General features: G+C 72.3%; 22 protein-coding genes. 16 read left to right on the top strand and 6 right to left on the bottom strand.

Going from position 1 to position 26,519, the window contains the following annotated elements:
- Nucleotides 1–33: 33 nt before the first annotated feature.
- Both B9S57_RS10600 and B9S57_RS10595 read right to left on the bottom strand, forming a co-directional pair.
- On the bottom strand, nt 34–1,695 hold the full coding sequence (locus tag B9S57_RS10600; RefSeq protein WP_103515277.1) for an FAD-dependent oxidoreductase: 1,662 nt from the start codon (nt 1,693–1,695) through the stop codon (nt 34–36).
- A 9-nt stretch (nt 1,696–1,704) separates the two neighbouring features.
- Nucleotides 1,705–2,619: a diiron oxygenase gene (locus B9S57_RS10595; RefSeq protein ID WP_103515276.1), complete on the bottom strand. Its 915-nt coding sequence runs from the start codon at nt 2,617–2,619 to the stop codon at nt 1,705–1,707.
- 461 nt (nt 2,620–3,080) lie between these two features.
- On the opposite strand from B9S57_RS10595, the gene B9S57_RS10590 reads away from it, so the two are divergent.
- Genes B9S57_RS10590 through B9S57_RS10580 form a run of 3 tightly spaced genes read left to right on the top strand, consistent with a single transcriptional unit; the run spans nt 3,081 to nt 6,276 of the window.
- Nucleotides 3,081–4,421 carry an extracellular solute-binding protein gene (locus B9S57_RS10590; RefSeq protein ID WP_103515275.1) on the top strand — a complete coding sequence of 447 codons (1,341 nt, stop codon included), beginning with the start codon at nt 3,081–3,083 and terminating at the stop codon, nt 4,419–4,421.
- Nucleotides 4,418–5,380, top strand: a complete 963-nt coding sequence (locus B9S57_RS10585; protein ID WP_103515274.1) for a carbohydrate ABC transporter permease — start codon at nt 4,418–4,420, stop codon at nt 5,378–5,380. Before B9S57_RS10590 ends, B9S57_RS10585 begins: the two co-directional genes overlap by 4 nt.
- Nucleotides 5,377–6,276, top strand: coding sequence for a carbohydrate ABC transporter permease (locus B9S57_RS10580; RefSeq protein ID WP_103515273.1), 900 nt, complete (start codon nt 5,377–5,379; stop codon nt 6,274–6,276). Before B9S57_RS10585 ends, B9S57_RS10580 begins: the two co-directional genes overlap by 4 nt.
- A gap of 54 nt (nt 6,277–6,330) precedes the next feature.
- Here the strand turns inward: B9S57_RS10580 and B9S57_RS10575 are convergent, their stop codons facing one another.
- A complete protein-coding gene (locus tag B9S57_RS10575) occupies nt 6,331–7,218 on the bottom strand; it encodes a UbiA family prenyltransferase (protein ID WP_103515272.1) in 888 nt (295 codons plus the stop codon).
- Nucleotides 7,219–7,337: 119 nt separating this feature from the next.
- On the opposite strand from B9S57_RS10575, the gene B9S57_RS10570 reads away from it, so the two are divergent.
- The 6 genes from B9S57_RS10570 (at nt 7,338) to B9S57_RS10545 (ending at nt 15,757) form a co-directional block, all read left to right on the top strand.
- Nucleotides 7,338–8,396: a type III polyketide synthase gene (locus tag B9S57_RS10570; protein ID WP_103515303.1), complete on the top strand. Its 1,059-nt coding sequence runs from the start codon at nt 7,338–7,340 to the stop codon at nt 8,394–8,396.
- 13 nt (nt 8,397–8,409) lie between these two features.
- Entirely contained in the window at nt 8,410–8,937 is a 528-nt protein-coding gene (locus tag B9S57_RS10565) for an isoprenylcysteine carboxyl methyltransferase family protein (protein ID WP_103515271.1), read from the top strand.
- The gene (locus tag B9S57_RS10560; protein ID WP_103515270.1) at nt 8,934–9,947 is read left to right on the top strand and encodes an NAD(P)/FAD-dependent oxidoreductase; all 1,014 of its coding nucleotides are present in this window, start codon (nt 8,934–8,936) and stop codon (nt 9,945–9,947) included. Before B9S57_RS10565 ends, B9S57_RS10560 begins: the two co-directional genes overlap by 4 nt.
- A gap of 46 nt (nt 9,948–9,993) precedes the next feature.
- Nucleotides 9,994–10,740 carry a DUF2071 domain-containing protein gene (locus B9S57_RS10555; protein WP_103515269.1) on the top strand — a complete coding sequence of 249 codons (747 nt, stop codon included), beginning with the start codon at nt 9,994–9,996 and terminating at the stop codon, nt 10,738–10,740.
- Nucleotides 10,741–10,858: 118 nt separating this feature from the next.
- Entirely contained in the window at nt 10,859–12,973 is a 2,115-nt protein-coding gene (locus B9S57_RS10550) for an MMPL family transporter (protein WP_103515268.1), read from the top strand.
- 81 nt (nt 12,974–13,054) lie between these two features.
- The gene (locus tag B9S57_RS10545; protein ID WP_103515267.1) at nt 13,055–15,757 is read left to right on the top strand and encodes a SpoIIE family protein phosphatase/ATP-binding protein; all 2,703 of its coding nucleotides are present in this window, start codon (nt 13,055–13,057) and stop codon (nt 15,755–15,757) included.
- Nucleotides 15,758–15,769: 12 nt separating this feature from the next.
- Here the strand turns inward: B9S57_RS10545 and B9S57_RS10540 are convergent, their stop codons facing one another.
- From B9S57_RS10540 to B9S57_RS34415, 3 genes are all read right to left on the bottom strand, one after another.
- The gene (locus B9S57_RS10540; protein WP_103515266.1) at nt 15,770–16,417 is read right to left on the bottom strand and encodes a class I SAM-dependent methyltransferase; all 648 of its coding nucleotides are present in this window, start codon (nt 16,415–16,417) and stop codon (nt 15,770–15,772) included.
- A 27-nt stretch (nt 16,418–16,444) separates the two neighbouring features.
- Entirely contained in the window at nt 16,445–17,230 is a 786-nt protein-coding gene (locus B9S57_RS10535; RefSeq protein ID WP_103515265.1) for an SAM-dependent methyltransferase, read from the bottom strand.
- A gap of 136 nt (nt 17,231–17,366) precedes the next feature.
- Nucleotides 17,367–17,513, bottom strand: coding sequence for a hypothetical protein (locus tag B9S57_RS34415; protein ID WP_181011309.1), 147 nt, complete (start codon nt 17,511–17,513; stop codon nt 17,367–17,369).
- Nucleotides 17,514–17,950: 437 nt separating this feature from the next.
- Between B9S57_RS34415 and B9S57_RS10530 the strand changes: the two genes are divergently transcribed.
- The 7 genes from B9S57_RS10530 to B9S57_RS10500 all read left to right on the top strand — a co-directional run bounded on the left by B9S57_RS10530 (nt 17,951) and on the right by B9S57_RS10500 (nt 26,451).
- Nucleotides 17,951–18,712, top strand: a complete 762-nt coding sequence (locus tag B9S57_RS10530) for a DeoR/GlpR family DNA-binding transcription regulator (protein ID WP_103515264.1) — start codon at nt 17,951–17,953, stop codon at nt 18,710–18,712.
- Between the two features lie 145 nt (nt 18,713–18,857).
- Nucleotides 18,858–20,216 carry a sugar ABC transporter substrate-binding protein gene (locus B9S57_RS10525; protein WP_103515263.1) on the top strand — a complete coding sequence of 453 codons (1,359 nt, stop codon included), beginning with the start codon at nt 18,858–18,860 and terminating at the stop codon, nt 20,214–20,216.
- On the top strand, nt 20,213–21,178 hold the full coding sequence (locus tag B9S57_RS10520; RefSeq protein WP_103515262.1) for a carbohydrate ABC transporter permease: 966 nt from the start codon (nt 20,213–20,215) through the stop codon (nt 21,176–21,178). The genes B9S57_RS10525 and B9S57_RS10520 overlap by 4 nt, the downstream gene beginning before the upstream one ends.
- Nucleotides 21,175–22,050 carry a carbohydrate ABC transporter permease gene (locus tag B9S57_RS10515; RefSeq protein WP_103515261.1) on the top strand — a complete coding sequence of 292 codons (876 nt, stop codon included), beginning with the start codon at nt 21,175–21,177 and terminating at the stop codon, nt 22,048–22,050. The genes B9S57_RS10520 and B9S57_RS10515 overlap by 4 nt, the downstream gene beginning before the upstream one ends.
- Nucleotides 22,050–23,039, top strand: coding sequence for a zinc-dependent alcohol dehydrogenase family protein (locus B9S57_RS10510; RefSeq protein ID WP_103515260.1), 990 nt, complete (start codon nt 22,050–22,052; stop codon nt 23,037–23,039). The genes B9S57_RS10515 and B9S57_RS10510 overlap by 1 nt, the downstream gene beginning before the upstream one ends.
- Entirely contained in the window at nt 23,036–23,950 is a 915-nt protein-coding gene (locus tag B9S57_RS10505; RefSeq protein WP_103515259.1) for a PfkB family carbohydrate kinase, read from the top strand. Before B9S57_RS10510 ends, B9S57_RS10505 begins: the two co-directional genes overlap by 4 nt.
- 56 nt (nt 23,951–24,006) lie before the next feature.
- Nucleotides 24,007–26,451, top strand: coding sequence for a SpoIIE family protein phosphatase (locus tag B9S57_RS10500; protein WP_258036339.1), 2,445 nt, complete (start codon nt 24,007–24,009; stop codon nt 26,449–26,451).
- The last annotated feature ends 68 nt before the right edge of the window (nt 26,452–26,519 follow it).

Below are 26,519 nucleotides of genomic sequence, written 5' to 3'. Positions count from 1 at the left end.
GCCGACGTGCTGTCAGCGGACCGGGCCGGGGATTCAGCCCGGAATCCGCCGGCGGCCGCCCCTGGCCGCCGCCACCAGCTCGGGCACCGTCGCCAGCTTCACCCGTGGGCGGCCGTCGCGGCGCCCCAGGGCCAGTTCGGTGCGCTCGATCTCCGCCAGCCCGCGCGCGTCCACGACGCGCCGGTTACGGCGCCGCACGAGCCGCTGGAAGGCCTTCGCCCCCTGCTCCGGAGCGGGCAGCGTGCCGCCGACGGCATCGTCCAGCAGGGTGCCCACGGTCTCCGCGGCGCACGTGCGGTTGGCGCCGATGCCGCCCGTGGGGCCGCGCTTGATCCATCCCACGACATACGTCCCCGGCCGTCCCGTCACCCGGCCGCCCTCGTGCGGAACGATGCCGGCGGCCTCGTCGAACGGCAGCCCCGGCACCGGGAGTCCGCGCCGGCCGACGGCCCGCAGCAGCAGCCCGCCCGGGATCTCCCGGCCGCTCGTGCCGTCGTTCGTCCCGTCCGTGACACGGACCGCGCCCACCGCGACGCCGCCGAGCGCCTCCAGCGGCGCGGAGTGGAAGCGGAACACGATGCGACGGCCTGCCGGTGCGGGCCCGGACCAGTCCACGGTCTCCCGGGCGACGCCCTTCAGCAGTCCGGCCCGGTCGTCCGGCCCCGCGGCGTCGACGGCCGCGCCGGTCCGCGGGTCGTGGTCGTCGACGACCAGATCCACGCCGTCCAGGTGCGTGAGCGCGAGCAGTTCGGACCTGGTGTACGCCGCGTCCTCGGGCCCCCGCCGTCCCAGGAGCACGACCTCGCGCACCGAGCCGGCGCGCAGGGCGTCCAACGCGTGGCCGGCGATGTCCCCCGCGGCCAGCGCGTCGGGGTCGGAGACCAGGATCCGGGCCGCGTCCAGGGCGACGTTCCCCGTACCGACCACCACCACCCTCTCGGTGGACAGGTCCACGGCGTCCGGGGCGACCTCGGGATGGGCGTTGTACCAGGAGACGAAGGTCGTCGCGCATATGCTGCCGGCCAGATCCTCGCCGGGAATCCCGAGCCGACGGCCGCCCGAGGCGCCCACCGCGTAGATCACCGCGTCGTGATGGGCGGCGATCTCCTCCGGGCTGATGTCGCGGCCCACCTCCACGCCGAGGTGCATGCGCACCCGCGGGTGGGTGTGGAATCTCGCGAAGGTGTCGCCGGCCCTCTTCGTCGACAGGTGGTCGGGCGCAACGCCGTAGCGGATGAGGCCGCCGGCGACGGGCAGCCGGTCGATCAGCGTCACCTCCGCGCTCGTGTGGAGCAGCAGGTCCTCGGCGGCGTACATCCCCGCCGGCCCGGTTCCCACCACCGCGACCCGCAGAGGCGCGAAGTCCGACGGCAGGCTGCGCGTGAAGGACGGCTCGCCCCACACGTGGAAGTTCGGCCCCGACGGGTCCTGTTCGGCCTGCCGGTCCGCGAAGTACGCCGCGTTGAGCGGGCCGTACTCCTGCTGTGAGGCAGGGAGGCTGTCCACGGGGAAGACCGCTTCCACGGGACAGGCGTCCGCGCAGGCACCGCAGTCGATACAGGACTTCGGGTCGATGTACAGCATCTCCGTCCGGCCGAAGTCCGGTTCCTCCGGCGTCGGATGGATGCAGTTGACGGGGCACACCGAGACACAGGTGGCGTCGCTGCAGCACGTCTGGGTGATGGCGTAGGTCATGTCGTCCGCTCAGATCAGATGGGCACGCTTGTAGAACATCAGCGCGGGCTTGGTGAGCAGGCGGGCCGAGGCCAGGAAGTCCATGAGGCCCGAACAGCTGGAACGCATCATCGACTTGTGGTGCTCGTTGGCCCCTGCCTCGCCGAGGGCGCGCTTCCGGTCGAGTCCGGCGTTGGCGTAGACGTCCTTGTTCACCATGCTGGTGACGATGACGTACGACGCGATCGCGATGACGAGCGCGTTGATCCGGCGTCGCACCGGGCCGGCGCCGCCGAGGTGCTTGCGGGTCTCGGCGCGGGCGAACTTCATGTGCCGGGACTCCTCGACGACATGGATGTTGTTGATGGTGCGGACGAAGGGGACGACCCGCTCGTCCCGCATCCAGTCGCGCTGCATGACGTCGAGGACCTCCTCGGCGACGAGGATCGCCGCGTAGGCGGCCTCGCCGAACGCGAGCGTCTTGAAGGCCCGTCCCAGCTCGACCGCGAACCGGTGCGGCCGGTAGGGCGGGGCGCCGAGCTTCTGCGCACCGCGGGCGAACATGATCGAGTGCCGACACTCCTCGGCAATCTCGGTCAGCGCCCACTGGACGTCCGCGCTCGTCGGGTCCTTCGCGTAGACGTCGCGCAGGACCATCTGCTGGAGGATCATCTCGAACCAGATGCCGGTGCTGGCCACCGAGGCGGCTTCCTGGCGCGTCAGTTCCTTGCGCTGTTCCTCGGTGAGCTCCCCCCAGTACGCCGTGCCGTACAGGGTGCTCCACTCCGGGCTGGCGCCGTGGAAGTCCTTGTCCAGCGGCGTGTCCCAGTCGACCTCCGTGGCCGGGTCGTACGCCAGCGTGGCGGCCGATTCGAGCAGGCGGCGGGTCAGGTGGTCCTCGGGCGGCCGGTCCTCTGCATCCGGTCGTACGGTGCTGCTTGCCATGGTGCGGCTCCTCGGTTCGTCAGCGATGTCCTTGGTGCTGTCACAGGTGCGTGATGAGTGACGGATCGTCATATGTAGTGCTGCGCGGCGTACACGGCGGCAGCGTCGAGCAAGGGACCGGCGACGGCCCCCGGCCGGGCGCCTTCCGCCCCTCTTGTTAGACGGAAGGTATAGCAAGGATGCCGGGCGGGCCTACCCCCCAGTAAGGAATGTGTGCCGATCCCCGCGGTATCTCCTCGCCCGTGCCCACCGGTGCGCGTATCCGGCGCCGGTGGGCACCTCGGAGACCTGGTGGGTTCGTGATATCGAACATTGTTCGCAATTTCAGCGCGAGTCATTGACGCCGCGTTTTCCCGCGCCTACGGTCCCGTCCGAAGTCGCGGGCGAGCACCGAAATATCGAACGCGCCACGCTCCCTTCACGCGTCCCAGCACCTCAGAGCCGAGACGAGACGAGCCGCCATGCACCCACCCCTCCTCAGCCGGCGCCGAGCCCTCGCGGGCGGTGCCGGCGCCCTGGCCGCCGCCGGAGCCCTGGGCTCCCTGTCGGGCTGCGCAGCTCCCGCCACCGCCGCGGGTCCGGGACAGACCCTGCTGCGGTTCTGGCATCTGTTCGGCGGCGGCGACGGCGTCAACATGCAGGCCATGCTCGACGACTTCCGGGCCGGGCACCCGGACATCGCCCTGGAGGCCTCGACCCTGCAGTGGGGCGCCCCGTACTACACCAAGCTCGGCATGGCCGGTGCCGGAGGCAGGGCGCCCGAGCTCGCCGCCCTGCACCTCGCCCGTCTCGCGGGCTTCGCGCCCGGCAGGCTCCTCGACCCGTTCGACCTCGGCCTGCTGGCCGAGCACGGCGTCACGGAGGAGGACTTCCCCCCGGACATCTGGCGCCGCGGCCGGGCGGGCGGCAAGCAGTACGCCGTCCCCCTGGACACCCACCCCTTCGTCCTCTACTACCAGACCGAGGTCTGCGAGAAGGCCGGACTGATGTCGGGCGGCCGGCTCAAGCCGATCAGCGGTGCGGACGAGTTCGCCGACGCCCTGCGCGCCGCGAAGAGGACGACCGGGCAGCCGGGGCTGGTCACCGAGACGCTCGGTCCCGACTGCGTCACCCCCTGGCGCCTCTTCTCCAGCTTCTACGCGCAGACCGGCGGCACGGTTCTCTCCGAGGACGGCAAGCGCCTCGCGCTCGACGACGCCAAGGCGCTGCGGGTACTGGAGTACCTGGCCCGGCTCGTCGAGGACGGGCTCATGGTGCGCCGCGTCGACTACCCCGGGTCCGTGGGCGTCTTCAACGGAGGGAAGACGGCCTTCCACCTCAACGGGGAATGGGAGATCAGCACCTTCAAGGCCACCGGGCTCCCCTTCTCCATGACCCGCGTCCCCGCGCTCTTCGGCACGGCGGCCACGCAGGCCGACTGCCACGCCTTCGTCCTGCCGCACCAGGCGGACCGCGGCGGCGCCCCGGACGAGGCCGCCCACGCCCTCGTCGCCTGGATGCTCAAGAACTCCGTGGCCTGGGCCGAAGGCGGCCACGTGCCCGCCTACCTGCCCGTCCTGGACGATCCCGAGTACCTCGCGCTGAAGCCGCAGTCCGAGTACCGCACGGTGATCGACGACGTGGCCCTCGACGAACCCGCCTGGTTCGCCGGCTCCGCCTCGCGGATGTGGATCGAGCTCGGTGCCGTGATCTCCGGGGTCCTCACCGGCTCCCGGAGTCCGAGCAATGCCCTGACCGAGGCCAAGGCGCGGCTGCGGACACTCCTCGACACCCGCAACCCCCTCCCGGGAGCCGCGTCATGACCTCCACCACCGCGGCGGCGCCCGCACCCGTGGCGAAGCCCTCCGGCGGTGCGGCCGGACGCCCGGCCCGCACGGTGCGAAGGAAGTGGACCGAACACGGTCTCGTGTTCATCGCGCCCTTCTTCCTCGTGTACGCCATGTTCCTGATCTGGCCGCTGATATCCGGCCTTGGCATGAGCTTGACCAGCGAGAACATCACGGGCAGTGGCGGGGAGTTCGTCGGTCTCGACAACTACGCCGAGGCCGTGCGCGACCCCGACGTGTGGTCCTCGCTGTGGAACACCGTCTGGTTCACGGTCCTGTCCACGGTCCCCCTCGTCGTCGTCGGGCTCGTCCTGGCGCTGCTCGCCCACCAGCTGCGGGTCGTGCAGTGGCTGTGGCGCCTCAGCTGGTTCGCGCCGTTCCTGCTGCCGTCCGGCGTCGTCTGCCTGCTGTTCCTGAACATGATCCTGCCGTCCGACTTCGGCCTCGCCGACCAGATGCTCGCCGCCGTCGGCCTGACGCCGGAGATCGGATGGCTGACGGACGAGCGGTACGCCATGCTCAGCATCGTGGCGACCACCGTCTGGTGGACCGTCGGCTTCAACTTCCTGCTCTACCTCGCCGCCCTGCAGGCCATCCCGGCCCATCTGTACGAGGCCGCCGAACTGGACGGAGCGGGAGCCTGGAAGCGCCTGAGGCACATCACCCTGCCGATGCTCGGCCGCACCACCGGACTGGTCGTCGTCCTCCAGGTGCTGGCCTCGCTGAAGATCTTCGACCAGGTCTACATCATGACCGGCGGAGGCCCCGACGAGTCCACCCGGCCGATCCTGCAGTACGTCTACCAGCAGGGCTTCACCGGCTACCGCATCGGCTACGCCTCGGCCGTCTCGTACATCTTCTTCGCCCTGATCCTGACCGTCTCCCTGGTGCAGCCGCTGCTGTCCCGGCGCCGAGCTGAGGAGGCCGCGAAGTGAGCGGTTCCACGACCGTCACCGCCCGCCCCGCGCCGCGGTCCGGGCGGTCCGCCGACGCGGGGGGACGCCGCCCGCGCTGGACGCCCGGCAGGATCGTCCTGCTCGTCGTCGCCCTGCTCCTCACGGCCGCCTGGCTCCTGCCCCTGGCCTGGGCCGTCGCCACCTCCCTGAAGCCGGAGGGTGACACGACGAGGACACCGCTCTCCTGGATCGGTTCGCGCATCACCTTCGACGCGTACAGCAAGGTCTGGGAGTCGGGCGACCTGCTGGTCTGGCTCATGAACTCGGCGTACATCTCCGTCATGACCACCCTGCTCACGGTCGTGACGTGCGCGATGGCCGCGTACGGATTCACCCGCACCGACTTCCGCGGCCGGCGGCTGCTCTACGGACTGGTGCTCGCCGGCATCATGGTGCCCCCGCAGGTCCTCATCGCGCCTCTCTTCCGGGAGATGGTCCAGCTCGGCCTCGTCGACACGTACTGGGGCGTGATCCTGCCCCAGGTCGCCGTGCCGGCCATGGTGTTCATCCTGGTGAAGTTCTTCGAGGGTGTCCCGCGCGAGCTGGAGGAGGCGGCCTTCGTCGACGGAGCCGGGCGCTGGCGGGTGTTCTGGACGATCGTCATCCCGCTGTCCCGTCCCGTGCTGGCGGCCGTGGCGATCTTCACCTTCATCTCGACCTGGAACAACTTCCTCTGGCCGTTCCTCGTGACCACGGACCCGGGTGGCATGACCCTGCCCGTCGGGCTCGTCAACGTCCAGTCGACCTTCGGCGTGCGCTACGCCCAGATCATGGCCTCGCTCGTGATCGCGGGAACGCCGCTCCTGATCGTCTTCGCGTTCTTCCAACGGCAGATCGTGCGCGGGATCGCGCACACCGGTCTCGCCGGCCGGTAGCGCGGACACCCGCACCCGACGGCCCGGGCGGACGTCACCGCGTCCGCCCGGACGTCACGTGATCTGCGCGGCACGGGCCAGCAGCAGCGCCACATCCACGGCGGCCACCACCACCGTCCCCGCCAGCGCCGTCTTGCGCCGGGCCCCTTCCGGCCGCGGACCGGCGTACGTGAATGTCGCCGCCACGGAGCAGAGAGCGACCCCGCCGAGCACGGCGACGCCCGCTCCGCCCGGCGCCCCCGCCGGTCCCAGGACCAGAACCGCCGTGGCCGCCGACAGGGGGAGGGGCAGCAGCAGCCGGGTGCGCACCGGGCCCAGCCGCTGGGGCAGACCTCGGATGCCCGCCCGCAGATCCGCCTCGATGTCCGGCAGCACGTCGCCCAGATGGGCCGCCACGCCGAGGAGCGCACCCGCCGCCACCGCCCACCAGGCCGGCCACGGACTCCCGGGCAGGCTCAGGGTGACCAGGCACGGAAGGCTGCCGAAGCCGATCACGTACGGCAGCCAGGACAGCACCGTCTCCTTGAGCCTCAGGTTGTACGCCCACGCCGCCCCCACCCCCGCCAGATGAGCCCCTCCCGCGGCCCCGCCACATGCGAGCGACAGCGCCGCGCACAGGAACAGGGCCGTGAACGCGGCGCCCCACACCACGTCCCGACCCACCGCGCCCCGCGCCACCGGTTTCCCCTGGCGCACGGCCCCGGCGTCGCGGAGTGCGTCGAACGCGTCGTTGCACCAGCCGACCGAGAGCTGCCCGGTCAGCACGGCGGCCGCGACCAGCACCCATCGGGCGCCCGCCGGACCGGAGGCGACGGCCAGTGCGGTGACGAGGACGGTCACCGCCGCGACCGGCCCCGGATGGCAGGAGAGCGCGAGCCCCGCCCAGGGGTGCGGCCCGCGCGCGGCGACGGTGTGTGCCGGTGGCCGGTCCGTGGTGTCCACGGACCGATCGTAGGGACCCCTGAGCACACGGACACGGCAGCCGCGCGTCGCATGTACACCGATTTGCCCCGACAGGTGGGCAGGATATGGGCCATGATCTCTCCGAAGCGGTGGCCAGGGTGACCCGGATCGCGGCCGTGCACGGGGTCCTGCCGCCCCACCGCCACACCCAGCGGGACGTCACCGACATGGTGGCGCGCACCTGCCTGCCGGCGGGAGCCGACCGCCGCGTGCTCGACCGGCTCCACGCGAACGCGGGAGTGCGCACCCGGAACACGGTGCTGGCCCTGGACCGCTACGGCGAACTGGACGGCTTCGGCGCGGCGAACGACGTGTTCATCGGCGCCGCCGTCGACCTGGGCGCCGAAGCCGTACGCGGAGCCCTGCGCAAGGCCGGGCTGCGCCCCGACGACGTGGACCTCCTGATGTTCACCTCCGTCACGGGGATCGCGGCGCCCTCCGTCGACGCGCGTCTCGTCGGACGGCTCGGCCTGCGCCCCGATGTGAAGCGGCTCCCGGTCTTCGGCCTCGGCTGCGTCGCCGGAGCCGCCGGGGTGGCGCGGCTGCACGACTACCTGGCCGGCCACCCCGGTCAGGTGGCCGTGCTGCTCTCCGTCGAGCTCTGCTCCCTGACCTTCCAGCGCGACGACGCGAGCCCGGCCAACCTGGTCGCGACCGCGCTGTTCGGCGACGGCGCCGCGGCGGCGGTCCTCGTCGGCGACGCTCACCCGGCGCCGGTGGACGGCCCCGAGATCGTGGACACACGCAGCCGCCTGTACCCGGACACCGGGCACGTGATGGGCTGGGACATCCGCGGCTCCGGCTTCACCGTGGTGCTCGACCCGGCCGTCCCCGACGTCGTACGCCGGTATCTCGCCGAGGACGTCGGCGGCTTCCTGGAGCGGCACGGGCTGAAGCCGAAGGACGTCGCCCGCTGGGTGAGCCACCCCGGCGGGCCCAAGGTCCTCCACACCGTCTCCGACGTCCTGTCCCTGCCCGAAGGCGCCCTCGACGTCACCTGGCGCTCCCTGGCCGAGGTCGGCAACCTGTCCTCGTCCTCGGTCCTGCACGTCCTGCGGGACACGATGGAGCAGCGGCGGCCCGAGCCCGGTGCGCCCGGTCTGCTGATGGCGATGGGCCCCGGCTTCTGCTGCGAACTGGTGCTGCTGCGCTGGTAGTCCGGAGGAACACATGATCTGGTACACGGCCCTGGTCCTTGCCGTCGCGGCCGAGCGCCTCGCCGAGCTCGCGGTGGCCCTGCGCAACGCCCGCTGGAGCCTGGCCCGGGGCGGCACCGAAACCGGCCGCGGGCACTACCCGGCGATGGTGGCCCTGCACACCGGGCTGCTCGGCGCGTGCCTCGCCGAGACATGGCTGGCCGGCCGCCCGTTCCTGCCCTGGTTCGGGTGGACCATGGTGGCGGTGGTGGCCGCCGCGCAGGTGCTGCGCTGGTGGTGCGTCCGCACCCTGGGGCGCCGCTGGAACACCCGGGTCATCGTCGTCCCCGGCCTGCCCCTGGTGACCGGCGGGCCCTACCGGTGGCTCAGCCACCCCAACTACGTGGCGGTCGCGGCCGAAGGAGCGGCTCTGCCCCTGGCCCACGGCGCCTGGGTGACCGCCGTCCTGTTCACCCTGGGCAACGCGGCGCTCCTGACCGTACGCATCCGCTGCGAGGACGGCGCGCTGGCCCGCCTCGCGGGGGCGGACGCGCGCGCGTGATCGACATCCTGGTGGCGGGCGGCGGACCGGCCGGTCTCGCGGCGGCGATCCGGGCCGCCGCGGCGGGCCTCGAGGCCGTCGTGGTCGAACCCCGCGCCGCACCCGTGGACAAGGCATGCGGCGAGGGCATCATGCCCAGCGGAGTGGCGGCCCTGCGGGCGCTGGGCGTCACCCCGGCCGGCCGCGAACTCCGGGGAATCCGCTACATCGAGGGCGCCCGGCAGGCCGAGGCCGCCTTCCGGGGCCGCCCCGGGCTCGGCGTCCGGCGCACCGAACTGCACACCGCCCTGCACCAGCGGGCCCGGGAGCTCGGCGTACGGGTCGTCACGGGCAGGGTGACGGAGGTGAGCCAGGGACCGGTCAGCGTCACGACGGCCGGGCTGACGGCCCGCTGGCTGATCGCGGCCGACGGCCTGCACTCGCCCCTGCGCCGCGCACTGGGCCTCGAACTCCGCACTCCCGCACCGCGCCGTTACGGGCTGCGCCGCCACTACCGGATCGCCCCCTGGACCGATTTCGTGGAGGTCCACTGGTCGCGCCACGGCGAGGCCTACGTCACGCCGGTGGGGGAGGGGCTGGTGGGCGTCGCCGTCCTCAGCCGCCACCGGCGCTCCCACGACCAGCACCTGACCGCTTTCCCCGCACTGGCCCGCACGCTCCGGGGGCTGGCCGCCGGCCCCGTACGCGGCGCCGGCCCCCTGAGGCAGAGCGCGAGCGCACGCCGCGCAGGACGGGTCCTGCTGGCCGGTGACGCGGCGGGTTACGTCGACGCGCTCACCGGCGAGGGAGTCGCCCTGGCGGTGGCCACCGCCTCCGCGGCCGTCGACTGCCTGGTCGCGAATCGCCCCGAGGCCTACCCCGCACGGTGGGCAGGCCTGACCCGGCGTCACCGTCTGCTCACCGGGGCGCTGCTGGGCGCCGCCGGCCACCCGGTGACCGCCGGACTGATCGTGCCCGCCGCCCACCGCCTGCCCCCGCTGTTCACCGCCGTGGTGCGCGCCCTTCAGTAGCCGCTTCCCGTGCGGGGGCTCCCACCGGCTCTGCCATCCTGTCCGGGTGCCGCCCACCCTCCGTACGCCGCAGCCCGTCACCCCCGACCCGCCCCACCCGTCGATGAGCCCGCTGATGACGCAGTCGTGGCTGGACCTGGCCTTCCTGCACTGGGCGGCGGACCCCGGGGTCGTGGCGCCGCTCCTGCCCGCCGGGACCGTGCCGGACACCCTGGACAAAGTCACCTACGTCGGACTCGTGGCCTTCCGGATGTACCGCGTCGGATGGCTCGGCCTCCCCGGCATCCCCTACCTGGGCACCTTCCCCGAGGCCAACGTCCGCCTCTACTCCCGGGACGCGCACGGCAGGCGCGGAGTGGTCTTCCGCTCGCTCGACGCCTCCCGGCTGATCCCCGTCGCCGTCGCCCGGACGCTTTTCCGGCTGCCGTACGTGTGGTCCCGGATGGAGGTCCGGGACGACGCCGGCACACTCACCTACACCAGCCGGCGGCGCCTGCCCGGGCCCCGGGGCGCCCACAGCCGGATCGTGCTGCGTCCCGGCGGACGGATCGGCGAACCCAGCGAGCTGGAACACTTCCTCACCGCACGCTGGGGCATGCACAGCACCTTCCACGGGCGCACTCTGTACCTCCCCAACGCGCACCCCCGCTGGCCCCTGCACCGGGCCCAGCTCCTCGAGTGCGACGAGAGCCTGGTGGCGGCCGCGGGACTGCCCGCACCCACCGGGGCCCCGACGAGCGTGCTCTACTCACCCGGGGTCCCGGTGCGCTTCGGCCGTCCGGCCCGCCCGTAGAGCCCGGCGATGGTCCGACCGTGGCCGCCGGCCGCCGCCCACGGCATGTCGCCGGGCAGGCCGCCACGCCTCGCCCTACTGTCTCCGCCACGGGACCGGACGAAGGGGCGGGAGCGGCATGCGCGAGGTGGCCCGGCTGTTGTGCGGACGCCGCACCAAATGGCTCGTCGTGGTGTTCTGGCTCCTCGTGGTCGTCGTCGCGGCTCCCCTCGCGGGCAAGCTCACGGGCGCCCAGGACAACGACGCCGCCTCCTGGCTGCCCAGCAGCGCCGAATCCACCCAGGTCTGGGAGGAGTCCAAGGAGTTCCGGCCCGAGGTCATCACCGCCGTCGTCGTGTACGCACGCGAGAGCGGCCTGACCCCGGCCGACCGTGTGCGGATCGCAGCGGACAAGAAGCAGCTCATGGCGTTGCGGGCGCACGGGGTGCGGGGCGAGGAGGTGCGCGGCCCGCTCTACGACAACAAGGCCGCGCCCGCCGCGGCCCAGATCTTCGTGCCCGTCACCATGGACGAGAAGGGCTGGGAACGGATCGGCCCCGCCGTCGACTCCGTACGCGAGGTCGTGGGGAGCGGCGGGGGCGGACTCTCCGTCCACATCGCCGGGCCCGGCGGAGTCGCCGCGGACTCGGCCGACGCCTTCTCGGGCATCGACTCGACCCTGCTCCTCGCCGCGCTCGCCGTCGTGATCGTCATGCTGCTGATCACCTACCGCAGCCCGACGCTGCTCGTGCTGCCCGTCGTCTCGGTCGTCGCCGCCCTCCTCGCCGCACAGGCACTGATCTACCTCCTCGCGGCCCACGCGGGACTCACCGTCAACGGTCAGAGCGCCGGAATCCTGACCGTGCTCGTCTTCGGCGCGGGCACCGACTACGCCCTCCTCCTCGTCGCCCGCTACCGCGAGGAGCTGCGGCGCCACGAGGACCGGCACGAGGCCATGGCCCGCGCGCTGCACCGCGCGGGACCGGCCGTGCTGGCGAGCAGCGGCACCGTGGTGCTGAGCATGCTCGTCCTGCTGGCCGCCGAGATGAACTCGACCCGCGGGCTCGGGCCCGTGGCCGCGATCGGCGTGGCCGTCGCCCTGGTCGCCATGCTCACCCTCCTCCCGGCGCTGCTGGTGATCTTCGGCCGTTGGGTCTTCTGGCCGGTCGCCCCGCACCACGGCACACCCGAGCCCACCGAGCGCGGATTCTGGGCGCGGACCGGGCGCCGGCTCGCCGCGCACCCCCGGCGGGTCTGGGTGGCCACGGCCCTGGTGCTGGCCGCGCTCTCCCTCGGCCTCGTGCAACTGCGCGCGGCGGGCCTCAGCAACGCCGACTCCTTCCCCGACAAGCCGGACTCCGTGGTCGGACAGGAGATCCAGAACCGGTACTTCCCGGCCGGGAGCGGCAGCCCGCTCGTCGTCATCGCGGCGGCCGACCGGAGCGTCCAGGTGCGCGCGGCCGTCCAGGGGACCCGGGGCGTCGTGCCCGGGTCCCTCGTCGTGCCGCCCGGCGCCCGGCCGGTGCAGGACGGCCGGGCCATCTTCGAGGCCACCCTCACCGACGCCGCGGACAGCGACCGGGCCGAGCACACCGTGGAGCGGGTCCGCGACGCGGTCCACCGGATCCCGGGCGCCGACGCGCAGGTGGGCGGTGACACCGCGGCGGCACTCGACATGGACGCCGCCACCCGGCACGACAACCTGCTGATCATCCCCCTGGTGCTGCTGGTCGTCCTGATCATCCTCGCGCTGGTGCTGCGCGCCCTCGTGGCTCCCCTCCTCCTGGTCGCGACGGTGGTCCTGTCCTTCGCCGCCGCGCTGGGCATCAGCGCGCTCGCCTTCCGGTACGTCTTCGACTACGCGGGGGAGACGACGGACTTCCCGCTCTTCGTGTTCGTCTTCCTGGTGGCGCTCGGCATCGACTACAACATCTTCCTGACCACCCGGATCCGCGAGGAGGCCCTGCACCAGGGCACCCGCGCGGGCGTGGTCACCGGGCTCGCCGCCACCGGCGCGGTCATCACCTCCGCCGGCCTCGTCCTGGCGGGGACCTTCGCCGCGCTCGGGACCCTCCCGGTGGTCGCCTTCGCCGAGATCGGCTTCACCGTCGCCCTGGGCGTCCTCCTGGACACGTTCGTCGTACGGTCCGTGCTGGTCACCTCGCTCTTCCTGGACATCGGGCCGCGCGTGTGGTGGCCGCACCGGCTGGCACGCGAGGACGGCGGCGCGGCGCGGGCCCCCGAGACCGTCTGAGGGCCTCCACCGCCGTCCGCGGCGCCCGGAGCCGTCCCGCACGGCTCGCCCGGCGTATGACCAGGGTGTAAAAAGGGGGACATGGCCGGACGCTACGGCCGCCCGCGTTCGTTTCTCCGGATGAGAAGCCTCGCTGGTCAGGTCTTTCTCCTGCAGGTGGCGATCGTGGTGCTGATCGTCGCTGCCGCCGTGGCAGCGCTCGTGCTGCAGTCCCGCGCCGACAGCGAACGCGAAGCCCGCAACCGCTCCGTCGCCGTGGCCGAGACCTTCGCGAACGCCCCGGGCATGGAAGCGGCCCTGAGGAGTCCCGACCCCACCGCCGTGCTGCAGCCCAAGGCCGAAGCGGCGCGGAAGAGGTCGGGCGTCGACTTCATCGTCGTCACCAACCTCGACCGCGTCCGTTACACGCACCCGCTGCCCGACCGGATCGGCAAGAAGTTCGTCGGCGACGTGCAACCCGCCCTGGAGGGCCGCGTCGTCACGGAGCAGATCACCGGCACCATCGGCCCGCTCGTCCAGGCCGTGGTGCCCGTGTTCGGCGCCGACGGCAAGGTGATCGGGCTGGTGTCCGCCGGAATCACCATCCAGAACGTCAGCGGCGTCACCGAGGACCAGTTCCCCCTCCTGTTCGGCTCCGCCGCCGGGATCCTCCTGCTCACCATGGGAGGCACGGCCCTCATCACGAGGCGTCTGAAACGCCAGACCCACGGTCTCGGTCCGACCGAGATGACCCGGATGTACGAGCACCACGACGCCGTACTCCACTCCGTCCGGGAAGGCGTGCTCATCGCGGGCGGCGACGGGCGGCTGCTGCTGGCCAACGACGAGGCGCGACGGCTCCTCGGCCTCCCCGCGGACGTCGAGGGCAGGTACGTCGCGGAGCTCGGGCTCGACCCCGAGATCGCCGGCCTCCTCGACTCGGGACGCAGCGCCACCGACGAGGTGCACTCCGCGGGCGACCGCCTCCTGGCCGTCAGCCGACGGTCCACAGACAGGAACGGCGGACCACCCGGCACCGTGACGACCCTGCGGGACACCACGGAACTGCAGGTCCTCACCGGCAAGGCCGCCCTTGCGCGCGGCAGGCTGAAGCTCCTCTACGACGCGGGTACGGAGATCGGCACCGCCCTGGACGTCGTACGGACGTGCGAGGAGCTGGCGGAGTTCGCCACGGCCAGATTCGCCGACTACGCCACCGTGGACCTGGCCGAGGGGGTACTGCGAGGCGAGGAGCCGACAGCCGTCCGGGCCACCACGGAGGGCCTGCGCCGGTCCGCCTTCAGCGGCGCCCGCGACGACACGGGAATCCACCCGCTCGGCTCGGTGATCCGCTTTCTGCCGAGCACGGAGATCGGCGCGGGGCTGCTCAGGGGCGATGCCGTCCTCGTCACCGACCTGACACGACATTCCGGCTGGCAGCAGCAGCACCCGGAACGCGCCGAGCGCATCGTCGCGTCCGGGATCCACTCCTTCATGGCCGTCCCCATGAGGGCCAGGGGCGTCATCCTCGGAGTGGCCATGTTCTGGCGGGCCCAGAGGCCCGAGGCGTTCGAGGACGAGGACCTGTCCGTCGCGGAGGAGCTCGTCGCCCGCGCCGCGGTGAGCATCGACAACGCACGCCGCTACTCACGCGAGCACAATGTGGCGGTCACCCTGCAGAGGAGCCTGCTCCCGCAGGGCCTCCCCGACCAGAGCGCCATCGACGCCGCCTACCGCTACCTCCCCGCGCAGGCCGGTCTCGGCGGGCTGGGCGGGGTCGGCGGCGACTGGTTCGACATCATCCCCCTGCCCGGCGCCCGGGTGGCGCTCGTGGTCGGCGACGTGGTGGGGCACGGGCTCCACGCCGCCGCCACGATGGGGCGCCTGCGCACCGCGGTCCACAACTTCTCCACCCTGGACCTGCCCCCCGACGAACTGCTCTGGCACCTGGACGAGCTCGTCGCCCGCATCGACCAGGACGAGTCGGCCGAGGGCTCGGAGGGAGGCGGAGTCACCGGGGCAACCTGCCTCTACGCGATCTACGACCCGGTGTCCGGGCGCTGCAGCATGGCCCGGGCCGGTCACCTCCAGCCGGTGATCGTCGGACCCGACGGGAGCGCCGCCTTCGTCGACGTGCCCGGCGGACCGCCCCTGGGGCTGGGCGGCATGCCCTTCGAGACCCTCGACGTGCAGATCCCGGAGAACAGCCGCCTGGTGCTCTACACGGACGGGCTCGTCGAGGAGAGGCACCGCGACATCGACGAGGGTCTGGAACTGCTGCGCGAGACCCTGGCCGGGCACCCCGACCGGACGCCGGAGGAGACCTGCGAGGCCGTCCTGCGCGTCCTCGTGCCCGCACGCGCCCGCGACGACGTCGCCCTTCTCGTCGGCCGGACCCTCCGGCTCGCCGCCGGGAACGTGGCCGAGTGGGACGTGCCCTCGGACCCCTCCGCGGTCGCCGAGGTCCGCTCCCAGGTGTCCCGCAAGCTGGCCGAGTGGGGTCTTGCCGAGGAGGCGTTCACGACCGAACTGATCCTCAGCGAACTGGTCACCAACGCGATCCGCTACGCCACCGGACCCATCCGCGTACGGCTGCTGCGCGACCGGACGCTGATCTGCGAGGTGTCCGACCGCAGCAGCACCTCGCCCCATCTGCGCCAGGCGGCCAGCATGGACGAGGGAGGCCGTGGCCTCTTCCTCGTCGCCCAGCTGGCCGAACGCTGGGGCACCCGGTACACCGACGGCGGCGGCAAGGTCATCTGGACGGAGCAGGTGATGCAGCCCGGCACGAACGGTCCCGTGTGACCCGGGGCCGCCTCACGGCCCCGGGGGTACCGGCTCCCGGCGGCAGTGGAGGAAGAGGTGCGGTTCGGGTACGGCGCCGGGGTGCGCCGGCGTGAACACCGTGGCGTCCTCGTCGAGGATCCCGAGCCCGGCCCCGGCCGCGAGCTCCCTGAACGCCTCCCGGCCGAAGCTGGTCACCCGTACCTCCTGGCCCATGAAGACGGCGCCCACGTCCTCCACGTCCAGCGGCACCGTCGCCAGGACGAGGTGCCCGCCCGGCCGGAGTGCGCCCGCCAGCCGGTGCACGAGGCGGCGCTGGTCCTCGCGCGGCATCTGCAGGAGCGAGAAGTAGACACAGACCGCGTCGAACCCCTCCTCCAGCGGGACCTCGCGGATGTCGGCGTGCCGGAAGGACGCCCCGGGCACGCGGCGGGAGGCGAGCTCCACCATGACGGGCGAGACGTCCACCCCCAGCACCTCGTGTCCGGCGGCCGCCAGGGTCTGGGCGGTGGGGCGGCCCGTTCCGCTGCCGACGTCCAGGATCCGGCTCCCGGGAGCGAGCCGTTCCAGCAGTCGGGTCAGTGAGGCCCCGTGCGCCGCCGAGCCGGCGAAGGCACGCTCGTAGTCGTCGCCGATCGCGTCGAACGCCGCGGCTGCCGCGTGCGGGATTCCGTCGGCCATGAGGACGTCCCTTCCGGATCGGGGGTGCTACGGGATACGGGCGACCGCGACGTAGACGCCGCTGAACTCCGGCAGGGGACCCGGTGTGCCGCGGAACCACTCGGGAGCCGTCACCAGACCCGGCTCCACGATCTCCAGGCCCTCGAAGAAGCGGGTGAACTCCTCGCGGGTGCGCAGCGCGAGCCGTATGCCGCCCTTGCCGTACTCGGCCGAGCCGCGCTCCCCGCCCTCGGGGTTCACGTCGGACGCTCCCTGGGAGAGCACCACGTAGCTGCCCGGGCACAGTCCGGCCGTCAGGGTGCGCACGATGCCCAGGGGGTCCACGTCGTCGGGCAGGAAATGGAGGAGCCCCAGCAGCGAGAGCGCGACGGGGCGGTCGAAGTCCAGGACCTTGTGGGCCGCCTCGATGATCTTGGCGGGCTCCAGCACGTCCGCGTGCACGTAGTCCGTGGCCCCCTCCGGGCTGCTGACGAGGAGGGCCTCCGCGTGCCGCAGGACGATCGGGTCGTTGTCGCAGTACACGACGCGCGACGCCGGAGCGATCTCCTGGGCGATCTGGTGCAGGTTCGGAGCGGTGGGTATGCCCGTGCCGATGTCGAGGAACTGGTCCACGCCCTCCCGGGCCAGCCAGGCCGTCGCGCGGTTCATGAAGGCGCGGTTCTGGAAGGCCCCGGCCTTCGCCTCGGCGGGCAGGTGCTCGGCCACCGCCTGGTCGACGGGATAGTTGTCCTTGCCGCCGAGCAACGAGTCGTACACGCGCGCCGAGTGGGGCCTGCTGGTGTCGATGGGGGGCTGGGGTGTTCCGGTCGTCATGACAAGCTCCGCTGCAGATGAGGTGGCCGCTCCACCTGCGCAGTCTGCCAGCAACTTCCCACCGGCGGAGAGCATTTGGTCCGGCCGAGCCGCTGCGGGAGGGGCCCTGGGCATCCGGGCCCCTCCCGCGCACGGATCAGGGGGCGGCGACCAGACCGATCCGGGGGACCGGCGGAGCCTTCGCGTCGTCAGGGGCGGCGGCGACGCCTGCGGTCACAGCGATCGCCGCGGCGGCGGCGACCGCCGGGCGCCACCGTCCTCTGCGGGGGGTTTCGGTGCTCATGGTTCTCCGATGTCCGAGCGCCCCGGGGGGCGGTCCAGTCGCTTCGCCTGTGAGAGGTGCCGAGGGGTGGGGGAGGTTGTCCGAAGGGGCAGGAGACAGGAATTCTTCTCCTGAAGCAGGCTATGTGGGCGGGAATTGGACATTCCGAGCCGTTCGCATTCGCATCTCCGTACGGTCGTCCGGCCCGATGCCCCTCCATGACCGTCGACGGGCGCGAAACGGGCACGGCGACCGGCGAAGCAGGCGGCGTCCGTCCGGCCGTCAGGCCCCGGACCAGGGGTGGTCAGGGCAGGGCCCGGGTTCGAAACGGGCATCAACGGGCACAGTCCGGGGTGCGAAGAAGGTGGTCGTACAGCTGTTCCTGCTTGTACAAACGATGCGAGGGCCCGAACGGACGCCGGGCCGCGCCGGATCCGTACGAGAGCAAGGATGGTGTCGTGGGCACCGAGGAACGCCGACGAGGGATACTCGAGGCCGCCCGGAGGGACGGCGCGGTCGACGTGAACCGGCTCGCCGAGCGGTTCGAGGTGGCCAAGGAGACCATCAGGCGCGATCTGCACACCCTCGAGGAGCACGGTCTCGTCCGGCGCACGCACGGCGGTGCGTACCCGGTCGAGAGCGCGGGCTTCGAGACGACACTCGCCATGCGCACCACACACCACGTGCCGCAGAAGTCACGGATCGCCACGGCCGCCGCCGAACTGCTCGGCGACGCGGAGACGGTCTTCATCGACGAGGGCTTCACCCCGCAGCTCATCGCCGAAGCCCTTCCCCGGGACCGTCCGCTGACCGTGGTCACCGCGTCCCTGGCCGTCGCGACCGTCCTCGCGGACGCCGAGAAGACGGCCGTGCTCCTGCTCGGCGGGCGGCTGCGCGGCAGCACGATGGCGACCGTCGACCACTGGGCCACCCGCATGCTCGCCGACTTCGTCATCGATCTCGCGTACGTCGGTGCGAACGGCATCTCCCGCCAGTACGGGCTGACCACCCCGGACCCCGCGGTCGGGGAGGTCAAGGCACAGGCGATGCGCAGCGCCCGCCGCCGGGTCTTCGCCGGCGTCCACTCGAAGTTCGGAGCGGTGAGCTTCTGCCGATTCGCCGGTGTCGCCGACTTCGAGGCCGTCATCACCGACACCGGTCTGCCCTCGGCGGAGGCGCAGCGCTACTCCTTGCTCGGCCCTCACGTCATCCGCGTCTGACCACCACGGCGGGAACGGTCCCGCGCACCCCCTCTCCCGCCCCCGTCCGGGGGCCGGAGGACAGCCTCGCCCTGCCCGAACGGTCACGAGGACCGGGAACCAAGGGCAGTGCTCCACGAGCCGCTACGACCGATCAGGAGAACTTATGCCCCACCAGCAACGACGCCGTGGGATCCGCGTGCGTGCGGTCGCGGGCACGGCAGCGATGGCCCTCCTCACCGCCGGGTGCGCCGGAGCGGGCGGCACCGCCTTCGGAGGGGGGGACGCACTGAACGTCCTCATGGTGAACAACCCGCAGATGGTCGAACTGCAGAAACTCACCGCCGAGCACTTCACCGAGGAGACCGGCATCAAGGTCCACTTCACGGTGCTCCCGGAGAACGACGTCCGGGACAAGATCAGTCAGGACTTCTCCAACCAGGCGGGCCAGTACGACGTCGGCACCATCAGCAATTTCGAGGTCCCCTTCTTCGCGAAGAACGACTGGCTGCACCCGCTCGACGGTTACGCCGCGCAGGACGCCGACTTCGACCAGGACGACATCCTCGAACCCCTGCGGGAGTCGCTCACCGCCGAGGGCAGGCTCTACGCCGAACCGTTCTACGGCGAGTCGTCCTTCCTCATGTACCGCAAGGACGTCTTCGAGGCGAAGGGGCTGACGATGCCCGCGCACCCCACCTGGGAACAGGTGGCCGGACTCGCGGCGCAGGCGGACGGCGCCGAGCCCGGCATGAAAGGCATCTGCCTGCGCGGACTGCCCGGGTGGGGAGAGCTCATCGCCCCGCTGACCACCGTCGTCAACACCATGGGCGGCACCTGGTTCACCGAGGACTGGGAACCGCAACTCACCTCACCGGAGTTCAAGAAGGCCACCCGCTTCTACGTCGACCTCGTCCGCGAGCACGGCGAGCGCGGCGCCTCCCAGTCCGGGTACGCCGAGTGCCTCAACAACATGACCCAGGGCAAGACCGCCATGTGGTACGACGCCACGGCCGGCGCCGGATCCCTGGAGGCGGCGGCCTCCCCGGTCAAGGGGAAGATCGGCTACGTACCGGCGCCGGTGGAGAGGACCAGGAGCTCGGGCTGGCTCTACACCTGGGCCTGGGGCATCCAGAAGGCCTCCAAGAAGTCCGACGACGCGTGGAAGTTCGTCTCCTGGGCCTCCAGCAAGGAGTACGAGTCGCTCGTCGGGGAGACGAGCGGCTGGTCCAACGCCCCTGCGGGCAAACGGGCCTCCACCTACGAGAACCCCGAATACCGCGAGGCGGCCGGCGCCTTCGCGGACGTCACCGAGCAGGCCATCTCCGGCGCCGACCCCAAGAACCCGGGCACCCAGCCGCGCCCCGTCCCCGGCATCCAGTTCGTCGGCATCCCCGAGTTCACCGATCTCGGCACCAGGGTCGCGCAGGAGATCAGCGCGGCCATCGCCGGCCGGCAGTCCGTCGACAAGGCGCTGGCCACGTCCCAGAAGCTGGCCGAACAGGTCGCCAAGGAGTACCGATGACCACAGCAGTCGGCACCACCCCCCAGGCACCACCCGGACCACCGGCCGCGCCCGCCCGAAGGAGGAGCGGACCCCGGGCCTGGGCCACCAGGGCTCCGCTGCTGCCCGCGCTGGTCTTCCTGATCGTCGTCACCCAGCTGCCGTTCGTGGCGACCCTGGTGATCTCGCTCTTCGACTGGAACTCCCTCAGCCCCGACAAGCGCGCCTTCAACGGGCTCGACAACTACGCCTCCGTCTTCACCGACGCCGCGCTCCGTGACTCGGTTCTCACCACCACCCTGCTCACGGCGGGCGTCGTCGTCTCCACCGTCGTCATCGGACTGGCCCTCGCACTGCTCCTGGACCGCGCGTTCTTCGGCCGGGGCATGGTCCGCACCCTGCTCATCACGCCGTTCCTGATCGTGCCCGTCTCCGCCGCCCTTCTCTGGAAGCACGCGCTCTACAACCCGGAGTACGGCCTCCTCAACGGCGCGCTGAGCTGGATCGGCGAGCTCTTCGGCGACACGAGCCCGAGCCAGCTGGACTGGATCGCGGACATGCCGCTGCTCGCCGTCATCGCCGCACTGGTCTGGCAGTGGACGCCGTTCATGATGCTCATCCTGCTCGCGGGACTCCAGAGCCGGCCCGCCGAGGTCGTCGAGGCGGCGCGCCTCGACGGCGCGAGCGCCTGGCAGACCTTCCGCTTCCTGACCCTGCCGCACCTGCGCAGGTACCTCGAACTCGGTGTACTGCTCGGCGCCGTCTACATCGTGCAGAACTTCGACGCCGTCTTCACGATCACCGCGGGCGGCCTCGGCACCGCCAACCTGCCTTACACGATCTACCAGACCTTCTACCAGGCCCACGAATACGGACTGGCGTCCGCCGCGGGGGTGGTGGTGGTGATCGGCACGATCGTCATCGCCACCTTCGCGCTCCGGACCGTCTCGTCCCTCTTCAGTGAGGAGGCGAACCGCGCATGACCACGACCGTCCCCGCGCCCGCCCCGTCCGCGCGACGCGTCCTGCGGCGGGCCAAGCGACGCTCCCTGGTCCTCGGCCTGCTGGCCTGGGCCGCGGGACTGGCCTTCTGCCTGCCCGCACTGTGGATGCTGCTGACCTCGCTGCACGCCGAGTCCGACGCCGCGACCAATCCGCCCTCGCTCTTCGCGCCGCTCACCCTCGACGGCTACAAGGCCTTCTTCGGCGCCGACAGCGGCGTCACCCCGTGGCCGCCCCTGCTCAACTCCCTGGGCGCATCCGTCTTCTCCACCCTCCTGGTGCTCCTGCTGGCGCTCCCCGCGGCGTACGCGCTGTCCATACGGCGGGTACGCAAGTGGACGGACGTGATGTTCTTCTTCCTCTCCACGAAGATGCTGCCCGTCGTCGCCGGGCTCCTGCCCGTCTACCTGTTCGCCAAGAACGCCGGGCTGCTGGACAACATCTGGCTCCTCGTCCTGCTCTACACCTCGATGAACCTGCCGATCGCCGTCTGGATGATGCAGTCCTTCCTGGCCGACGTCCCGGTGTCCGTCATCGAGGCCGCCCAGGTCGACGGCGCGCGGCTGCCGACCGTCCTGGCCCGGGTCGTCGCACCCATGGCCGCACCGGGCATCGCGGCCACCGCGCTGATCTGTTTCATCTTCAGCTGGAACGAACTGCTCTTCGCGCGGGTGCTCACCGGCGTCGTCGCCCAGACCGCACCCGTCTTCCTCACCGGATTCGTCACCAGCCAGGGTCTCTTCCTGGCCCAGCTGTGCGCCGCGTCCGTCGTCGTGTCCCTGCCGGTGCTCGCCGCCGGCTACGCCGCCCAGGACAAACTCGTCCAGGGCCTGTCTCTGGGAGCAGTGAAATAATGCGGGCAGCGATCGTCGAAGCCCCCGGCAAGGTCTCCGTCACCACCGTCCCCGACCCCACGCCCGGACCGCGCGAGGTCGTCGTCTCCGTCGCCTCGTGCGGGCTCTGCGGCACCGATCTGCACATCCTGCAGGGCGAGTTCGCACCCACCCTGCCTCTCGTCCCGGGCCATGAGTTCGCCGGGGAGATCGTCGGCGTCGGACGCGACGTCACGGAGCTGGCCGTCGGCGACCGCGTCGCCGTCGACCCCTCCCTGCACTGCCACGAGTGCCGCTACTGCCGCAGCGGACGCGGCAACCTCTGCGAACGCTGGGCGGCCATCGGCGTCACCGTCTCCGGCGGCGCCGCGGAGTACGCCGTGGCGCCCGTCGCCAACTGCGTCCGGCTGCCCGAACACATCGACGTGAAGGACGCGGCCCTGATCGAGCCGCTGTCCTGCGCGGTCCGGGGCTACGACGTACTGAACAGCACCCTCGGCGCCGAGGTGCTGATCTACGGCTCCGGCACCATGGGCCTGATGATGCTGGAGCTCGCCAAGCGCACCGGGGCGGCAGGCGTGGACGTCCTCGACGTCAACCCCGAACGGCTCGCCACGGCAGGGCGTCTCGGCTGCTCCCGGTCGGCCGCGGGGGCCGACGAGCTCGACCGCCCCGGCGGCTGGGACGTCGTCATCGACGCGACGGGCAACGCGGCTGCCATCCAGGACGGCCTGGGCCGTGTCGCCAAGGGCGGCACCTTCCTCCAGTTCGGAGTGGCCGACTACGCCACGACGGCGGTCATCGAGCCCTACCGCATCTACAACCAGGAGATCACCATCACCGGTTCGATGGCCGTCCTGCACAGCTACGAACGCGCCGCCTCCCTCTTCGCCGGCGGGGTGCTCGACCCGGCGGTCTTCATCAGCGACCGGCTGCCGCTGGACCGGTACCCGCAGGCGATCGACCGCTTCAAGGCGGGCATCGGCCGCAAGATCGTGGTCGAGCCGTGACGGGCGGCCCCGGCTCCGTCCTGGTGATCGGCGAGGCCCTCGTCGACCTCGTACCCGTGGCCGGGGACGGCGGCGTACGGGCGGCCCAGTTCGGCGGGGCCCCGGCCAACGTCGCCGTCGGACTGGCCAGGCTGGGCACCCCGGCCGCCTTCGCCGGCGGCCTGGGCGGCGACGGGTTCGCCCGCATGATCGAAGCCACGCTCCGGTCGGCGGGGGTCGACCTCACGCTCTGCGGACGTTCCGGCCTGCCCACCGCGCTGGCCGTCGCCGAGCCGGGCACCGGAGGCACCGGCTACCACTTCCATCTCCAGGACACGGCGACGTTCCGGCTGCCCGATCTCTCCGCGCGGACCGCGGGGTTCGGCGCCGTGTACGTCGGCGGCCTCGCCGCGGTCGTCGAACCCGCCGCGTCGGTCGTCCGGGCCGCGGCTCTCGCGGCCGCGGGACGCACCCTCCTCGTGGTCGACCCCAACGTCCGCCGGGACCGCACCCTGGGCGCGGACCACGGCTCGGCCGCCCTGCGCGACCTGTGCGGCCTCGCCCATGTCGTCAAGGCCAGCGACGAGGACCTGGAGCAGCTGTGGCCGGGCACGGACCCGGAGGAGACCTGCCGGACACTCGCGGCCGGGGGACGCCTGGTGGTCCTCACCCGGGGCGCCCGGGGCAGCACGGCGTACACCGCGTCGGCACCTCCGGTGTCGGTCGCGGCCGTACCGGCCGAGGTCGTCAACACGATCGGCGCAGGCGACGCGTTCGCCGCGGGTCTGCTGAGCCGGATGTGCGCGCAGGGCTCCTTCACCGCTCATCCGGAGCCTGACGAGGTGCGGGACCTGCTGTCCTTCGCCTCCGCGGCCGCCGCCTCGGTGTGCGCGCGGGCGGGCACGGAGCCGTCGGTCCCCGCCGGTACCTGAGGATCGGTGCATGCCGAGCACATGCGCACCCGCGCCGGGGTGCGCATCCTGGCAGTGTGACCTGGAGCCCCGATGGCAGCCGAACGCCCGACGGGCTGTCGCTGGTGCTCGCCCAGGCCGTGGTGAGCGCCGTCGACGCCGTCGGTGGGTACGCGGGCAGCGTCTACCTGCGCTCCCGGACCCCCGGCCTCCTGCTGATGGCCGTGCTCGCGGGGCTGCCGGGCCCACTGCTGCGTCCCTGGTGGCGGATGCACGTGAACCGGCCCTTCCCGGTGGCCGAGGCCTACCGCTCGAACCGGCCGGTCTACCTGGGCGACGCGGAGGAGGCCATGCGCCGCTTCCCGCAGCTGATGGCGGGCCTTCCGTTCCCGTTCGGGTCGCTCTACGCGCCCGTCTCCGACGGGACCACCCCCGTGGGCGTACTCGTCGTGCTGCGCTACGCCACCCGGGGCGTGCCGGTCGGCGGCGCGGACCGGCGCCGCATGGAAGCCGTCGCCGCTCGGCTCGGCACCGACATCGCCGCGCAGGACGGCCCCGCCCTGTGGGACGGCGCCCCCCTGCCCGTACGGCTCCCGACGGGCACGGCCCGGCCGTTGCGTGTCGGACACTTCGAGTGGGACACGGGCACCGGAGCCGTCACCGCGGACGACGACACGCACGAGATCCTGGGCCTCCGACCGACCGACGCGCCGGCGCTGTCCATGGAGACCCTGACGGCGCGGCTGCTGCCCGAGGACCTCTACGGACTCTGGACGCTGGGGAGCAGGGCCTCGAGGTCGGCGGAGCCCCATGTGCGCCGCATGCGGCTCTGGGGGCCCGGCGGCCGCCCGCTGCTCCTCGAGCTCTCGGGCCACGGGGAGCACGACGGGCGGGCCGGCAGGCTGAGCTGTGTGCTGTTCGACCGCGGTGCGGGCCCCGTCGTCCCGGACGCCGCCGACCGGATCCCGCGCGGACTGCTCTCCCACGACCGGCTCGGGCGGATCACCTACGCCAACCGCGAGGCCGAGGAGCTCCTCGGCCACCGCGGTGCGGAACTGACCGGGCGGCTCCTCGGGGAGGCGCTGCCCTGGCTCGCGGACCCGGCCTACGAGGATCACCGCCGGGCGGCCCTGTTCTCCGACGACCCCGTGTACTTCCTCGCCCGGCGCACCCCGGCGCAGTGGCTGTCCGTGGCGCTGTTCCCCGGCCGCGACGGGGTCACGATCTCTCTCAGCCCCGCGAGCCGGCCCGGGCGCACACCCGACGAGTCCCGCACCACCCCCGGAGAGGAACTCGGCTCACCGGCCGACCGCTCCACCGTCCTGTACCGGCCGGTCGCGCTGGCCATCGCGCTGACGGAGGCCGTCACGGCCCGTCAGGTCTCGGCCGTGGTCACGGAGGAACTGCTGCCGGCCTTCGGAGGCAGACAGCTGGCCATCTACCTCCAGAACGAGGGGCGCCTCTACCTGGCCTGGGAGACCGGCTTCCCCCGCGGCTTCCTCGACCGGTTCGACGGAGTCGGCCTCGACACCCACATTCCGGGCGTGGAGACGCTCACGACCGGGCGGCCGCTGTTCTTCGAGTCCATGGAGCAGCTGGGTGAGGCCTACCCCGGCATCCCCATGGACACGAGTGTCGGAGCCCGGGCCTTCCTGCCGCTGATCGCCTCGGGCCGCCCCGTGGGGTCGTGCATCCTCGGATTCGACCAGTCCCGCGGCTTCAGTCCGGAGGAGCGCACCGTGCTCACCGCGCTGGCCGGGCTCATCGCCCAGGCGCTCCAGCGCGCCCAGCGCTACGACACCGAGGCCGCGCTCGCCCGGGGACTGCAGGACGCCCTGCTGCCCCACCGGCTGCCGGTCGTCGACCAGGTCGACACCGTCGGCCGCTATCTCTCCGGCACCCAGGACATCGAGATCGGGGGCGACTGGTACGACGTCATCGAGACCGGCAGCGGACTCGCCCTCGTCATCGGGGACGTCCAGGGACATGGTGTCGCCGCGGCCGCCACGATGGGGCAGATCCGCAGCGCGGTCAGGGCCTTCGCCCTCATCGGGCACGCCCCGCAGGAGATCATGAGCGCCACCAACCGGCTGCTCATCGGACTCGACCCCGGCCAGTTCGCCAGCTGCTGCTACGTGCTGCTCGACCCCGTCACCGGTGCCACCCTGGCCGTGCGCGCCGGGCACCCGCAGCCCGTCCTGCGGCACGCCGACGGCCGGACCGAGGTCCTGGACCTGCCCGGGGGCGTGGTGCTCGGAGTCGACCCGGAAGCCTCCTACCCCGTCACGGAGCTGCAACTCGGCCCGGGTGCGGTCCTGGCCCTCTTCACGGACGGGCTGGTGGAGAAGGCGGGCACGGACATCGACGAGGGCATCGAGCGTCTGCGCAGCACCCTGGCCGCGGTCGGCCACATGCCGCTCGCCGACAGTGCGGACCAGATCATCGGGCAGGCACGGCAGGCCGAGGACAGGCCCGACGACATCGCGCTGCTCATGGCCGCCCGCCGGGCCCCGACACCCTGACCGTCGCCGGTCACGGCCGTGTGGGTGTCCGTCATGCGGAACGCGGACGGTGCGGAATGCGCCGACGG

The sequence above is a fragment of the Streptomyces sp. SM10 genome (genome assembly GCF_002910915.1).
GTDB lineage: Bacteria > Actinomycetota > Actinomycetes > Streptomycetales > Streptomycetaceae > Streptomyces.
This window is presented reverse-complemented; position numbering and strand designations above follow the sequence as displayed.

Coding starts and splice junctions, on each gene's coding strand:
- B9S57_RS10600 (WP_103515277.1), bottom strand. CDS start 1,695: ATGACCTACGCCATCACCCAGACGTGCTGCAGCGACGCCACCTGTGTC.
- B9S57_RS10595 (WP_103515276.1), bottom strand. CDS start 2,619: ATGGCAAGCAGCACCGTACGACCGGATGCAGAGGACCGGCCGCCCGAG.
- B9S57_RS10590 (WP_103515275.1), top strand. CDS start 3,081: ATGCACCCACCCCTCCTCAGCCGGCGCCGAGCCCTCGCGGGCGGTGCC.
- B9S57_RS10585 (WP_103515274.1), top strand. CDS start 4,418: ATGACCTCCACCACCGCGGCGGCGCCCGCACCCGTGGCGAAGCCCTCC.
- B9S57_RS10565 (WP_103515271.1), top strand. CDS start 8,410: ATGATCTGGTACACGGCCCTGGTCCTTGCCGTCGCGGCCGAGCGCCTC.
- B9S57_RS10550 (WP_103515268.1), top strand. CDS start 10,859: ATGCGCGAGGTGGCCCGGCTGTTGTGCGGACGCCGCACCAAATGGCTC.
- B9S57_RS10545 (WP_103515267.1), top strand. CDS start 13,055: ATGGCCGGACGCTACGGCCGCCCGCGTTCGTTTCTCCGGATGAGAAGC.
- B9S57_RS10540 (WP_103515266.1), bottom strand. CDS start 16,417: ATGGCCGACGGAATCCCGCACGCGGCAGCCGCGGCGTTCGACGCGATC.
- B9S57_RS10535 (WP_103515265.1), bottom strand. CDS start 17,230: ATGACGACCGGAACACCCCAGCCCCCCATCGACACCAGCAGGCCCCAC.
- B9S57_RS34415 (WP_181011309.1), bottom strand. CDS start 17,513: ATGAGCACCGAAACCCCCCGCAGAGGACGGTGGCGCCCGGCGGTCGCC.
- B9S57_RS10525 (WP_103515263.1), top strand. CDS start 18,858: ATGCCCCACCAGCAACGACGCCGTGGGATCCGCGTGCGTGCGGTCGCG.
- B9S57_RS10520 (WP_103515262.1), top strand. CDS start 20,213: ATGACCACAGCAGTCGGCACCACCCCCCAGGCACCACCCGGACCACCG.
- B9S57_RS10515 (WP_103515261.1), top strand. CDS start 21,175: ATGACCACGACCGTCCCCGCGCCCGCCCCGTCCGCGCGACGCGTCCTG.
- B9S57_RS10510 (WP_103515260.1), top strand. CDS start 22,050: ATGCGGGCAGCGATCGTCGAAGCCCCCGGCAAGGTCTCCGTCACCACC.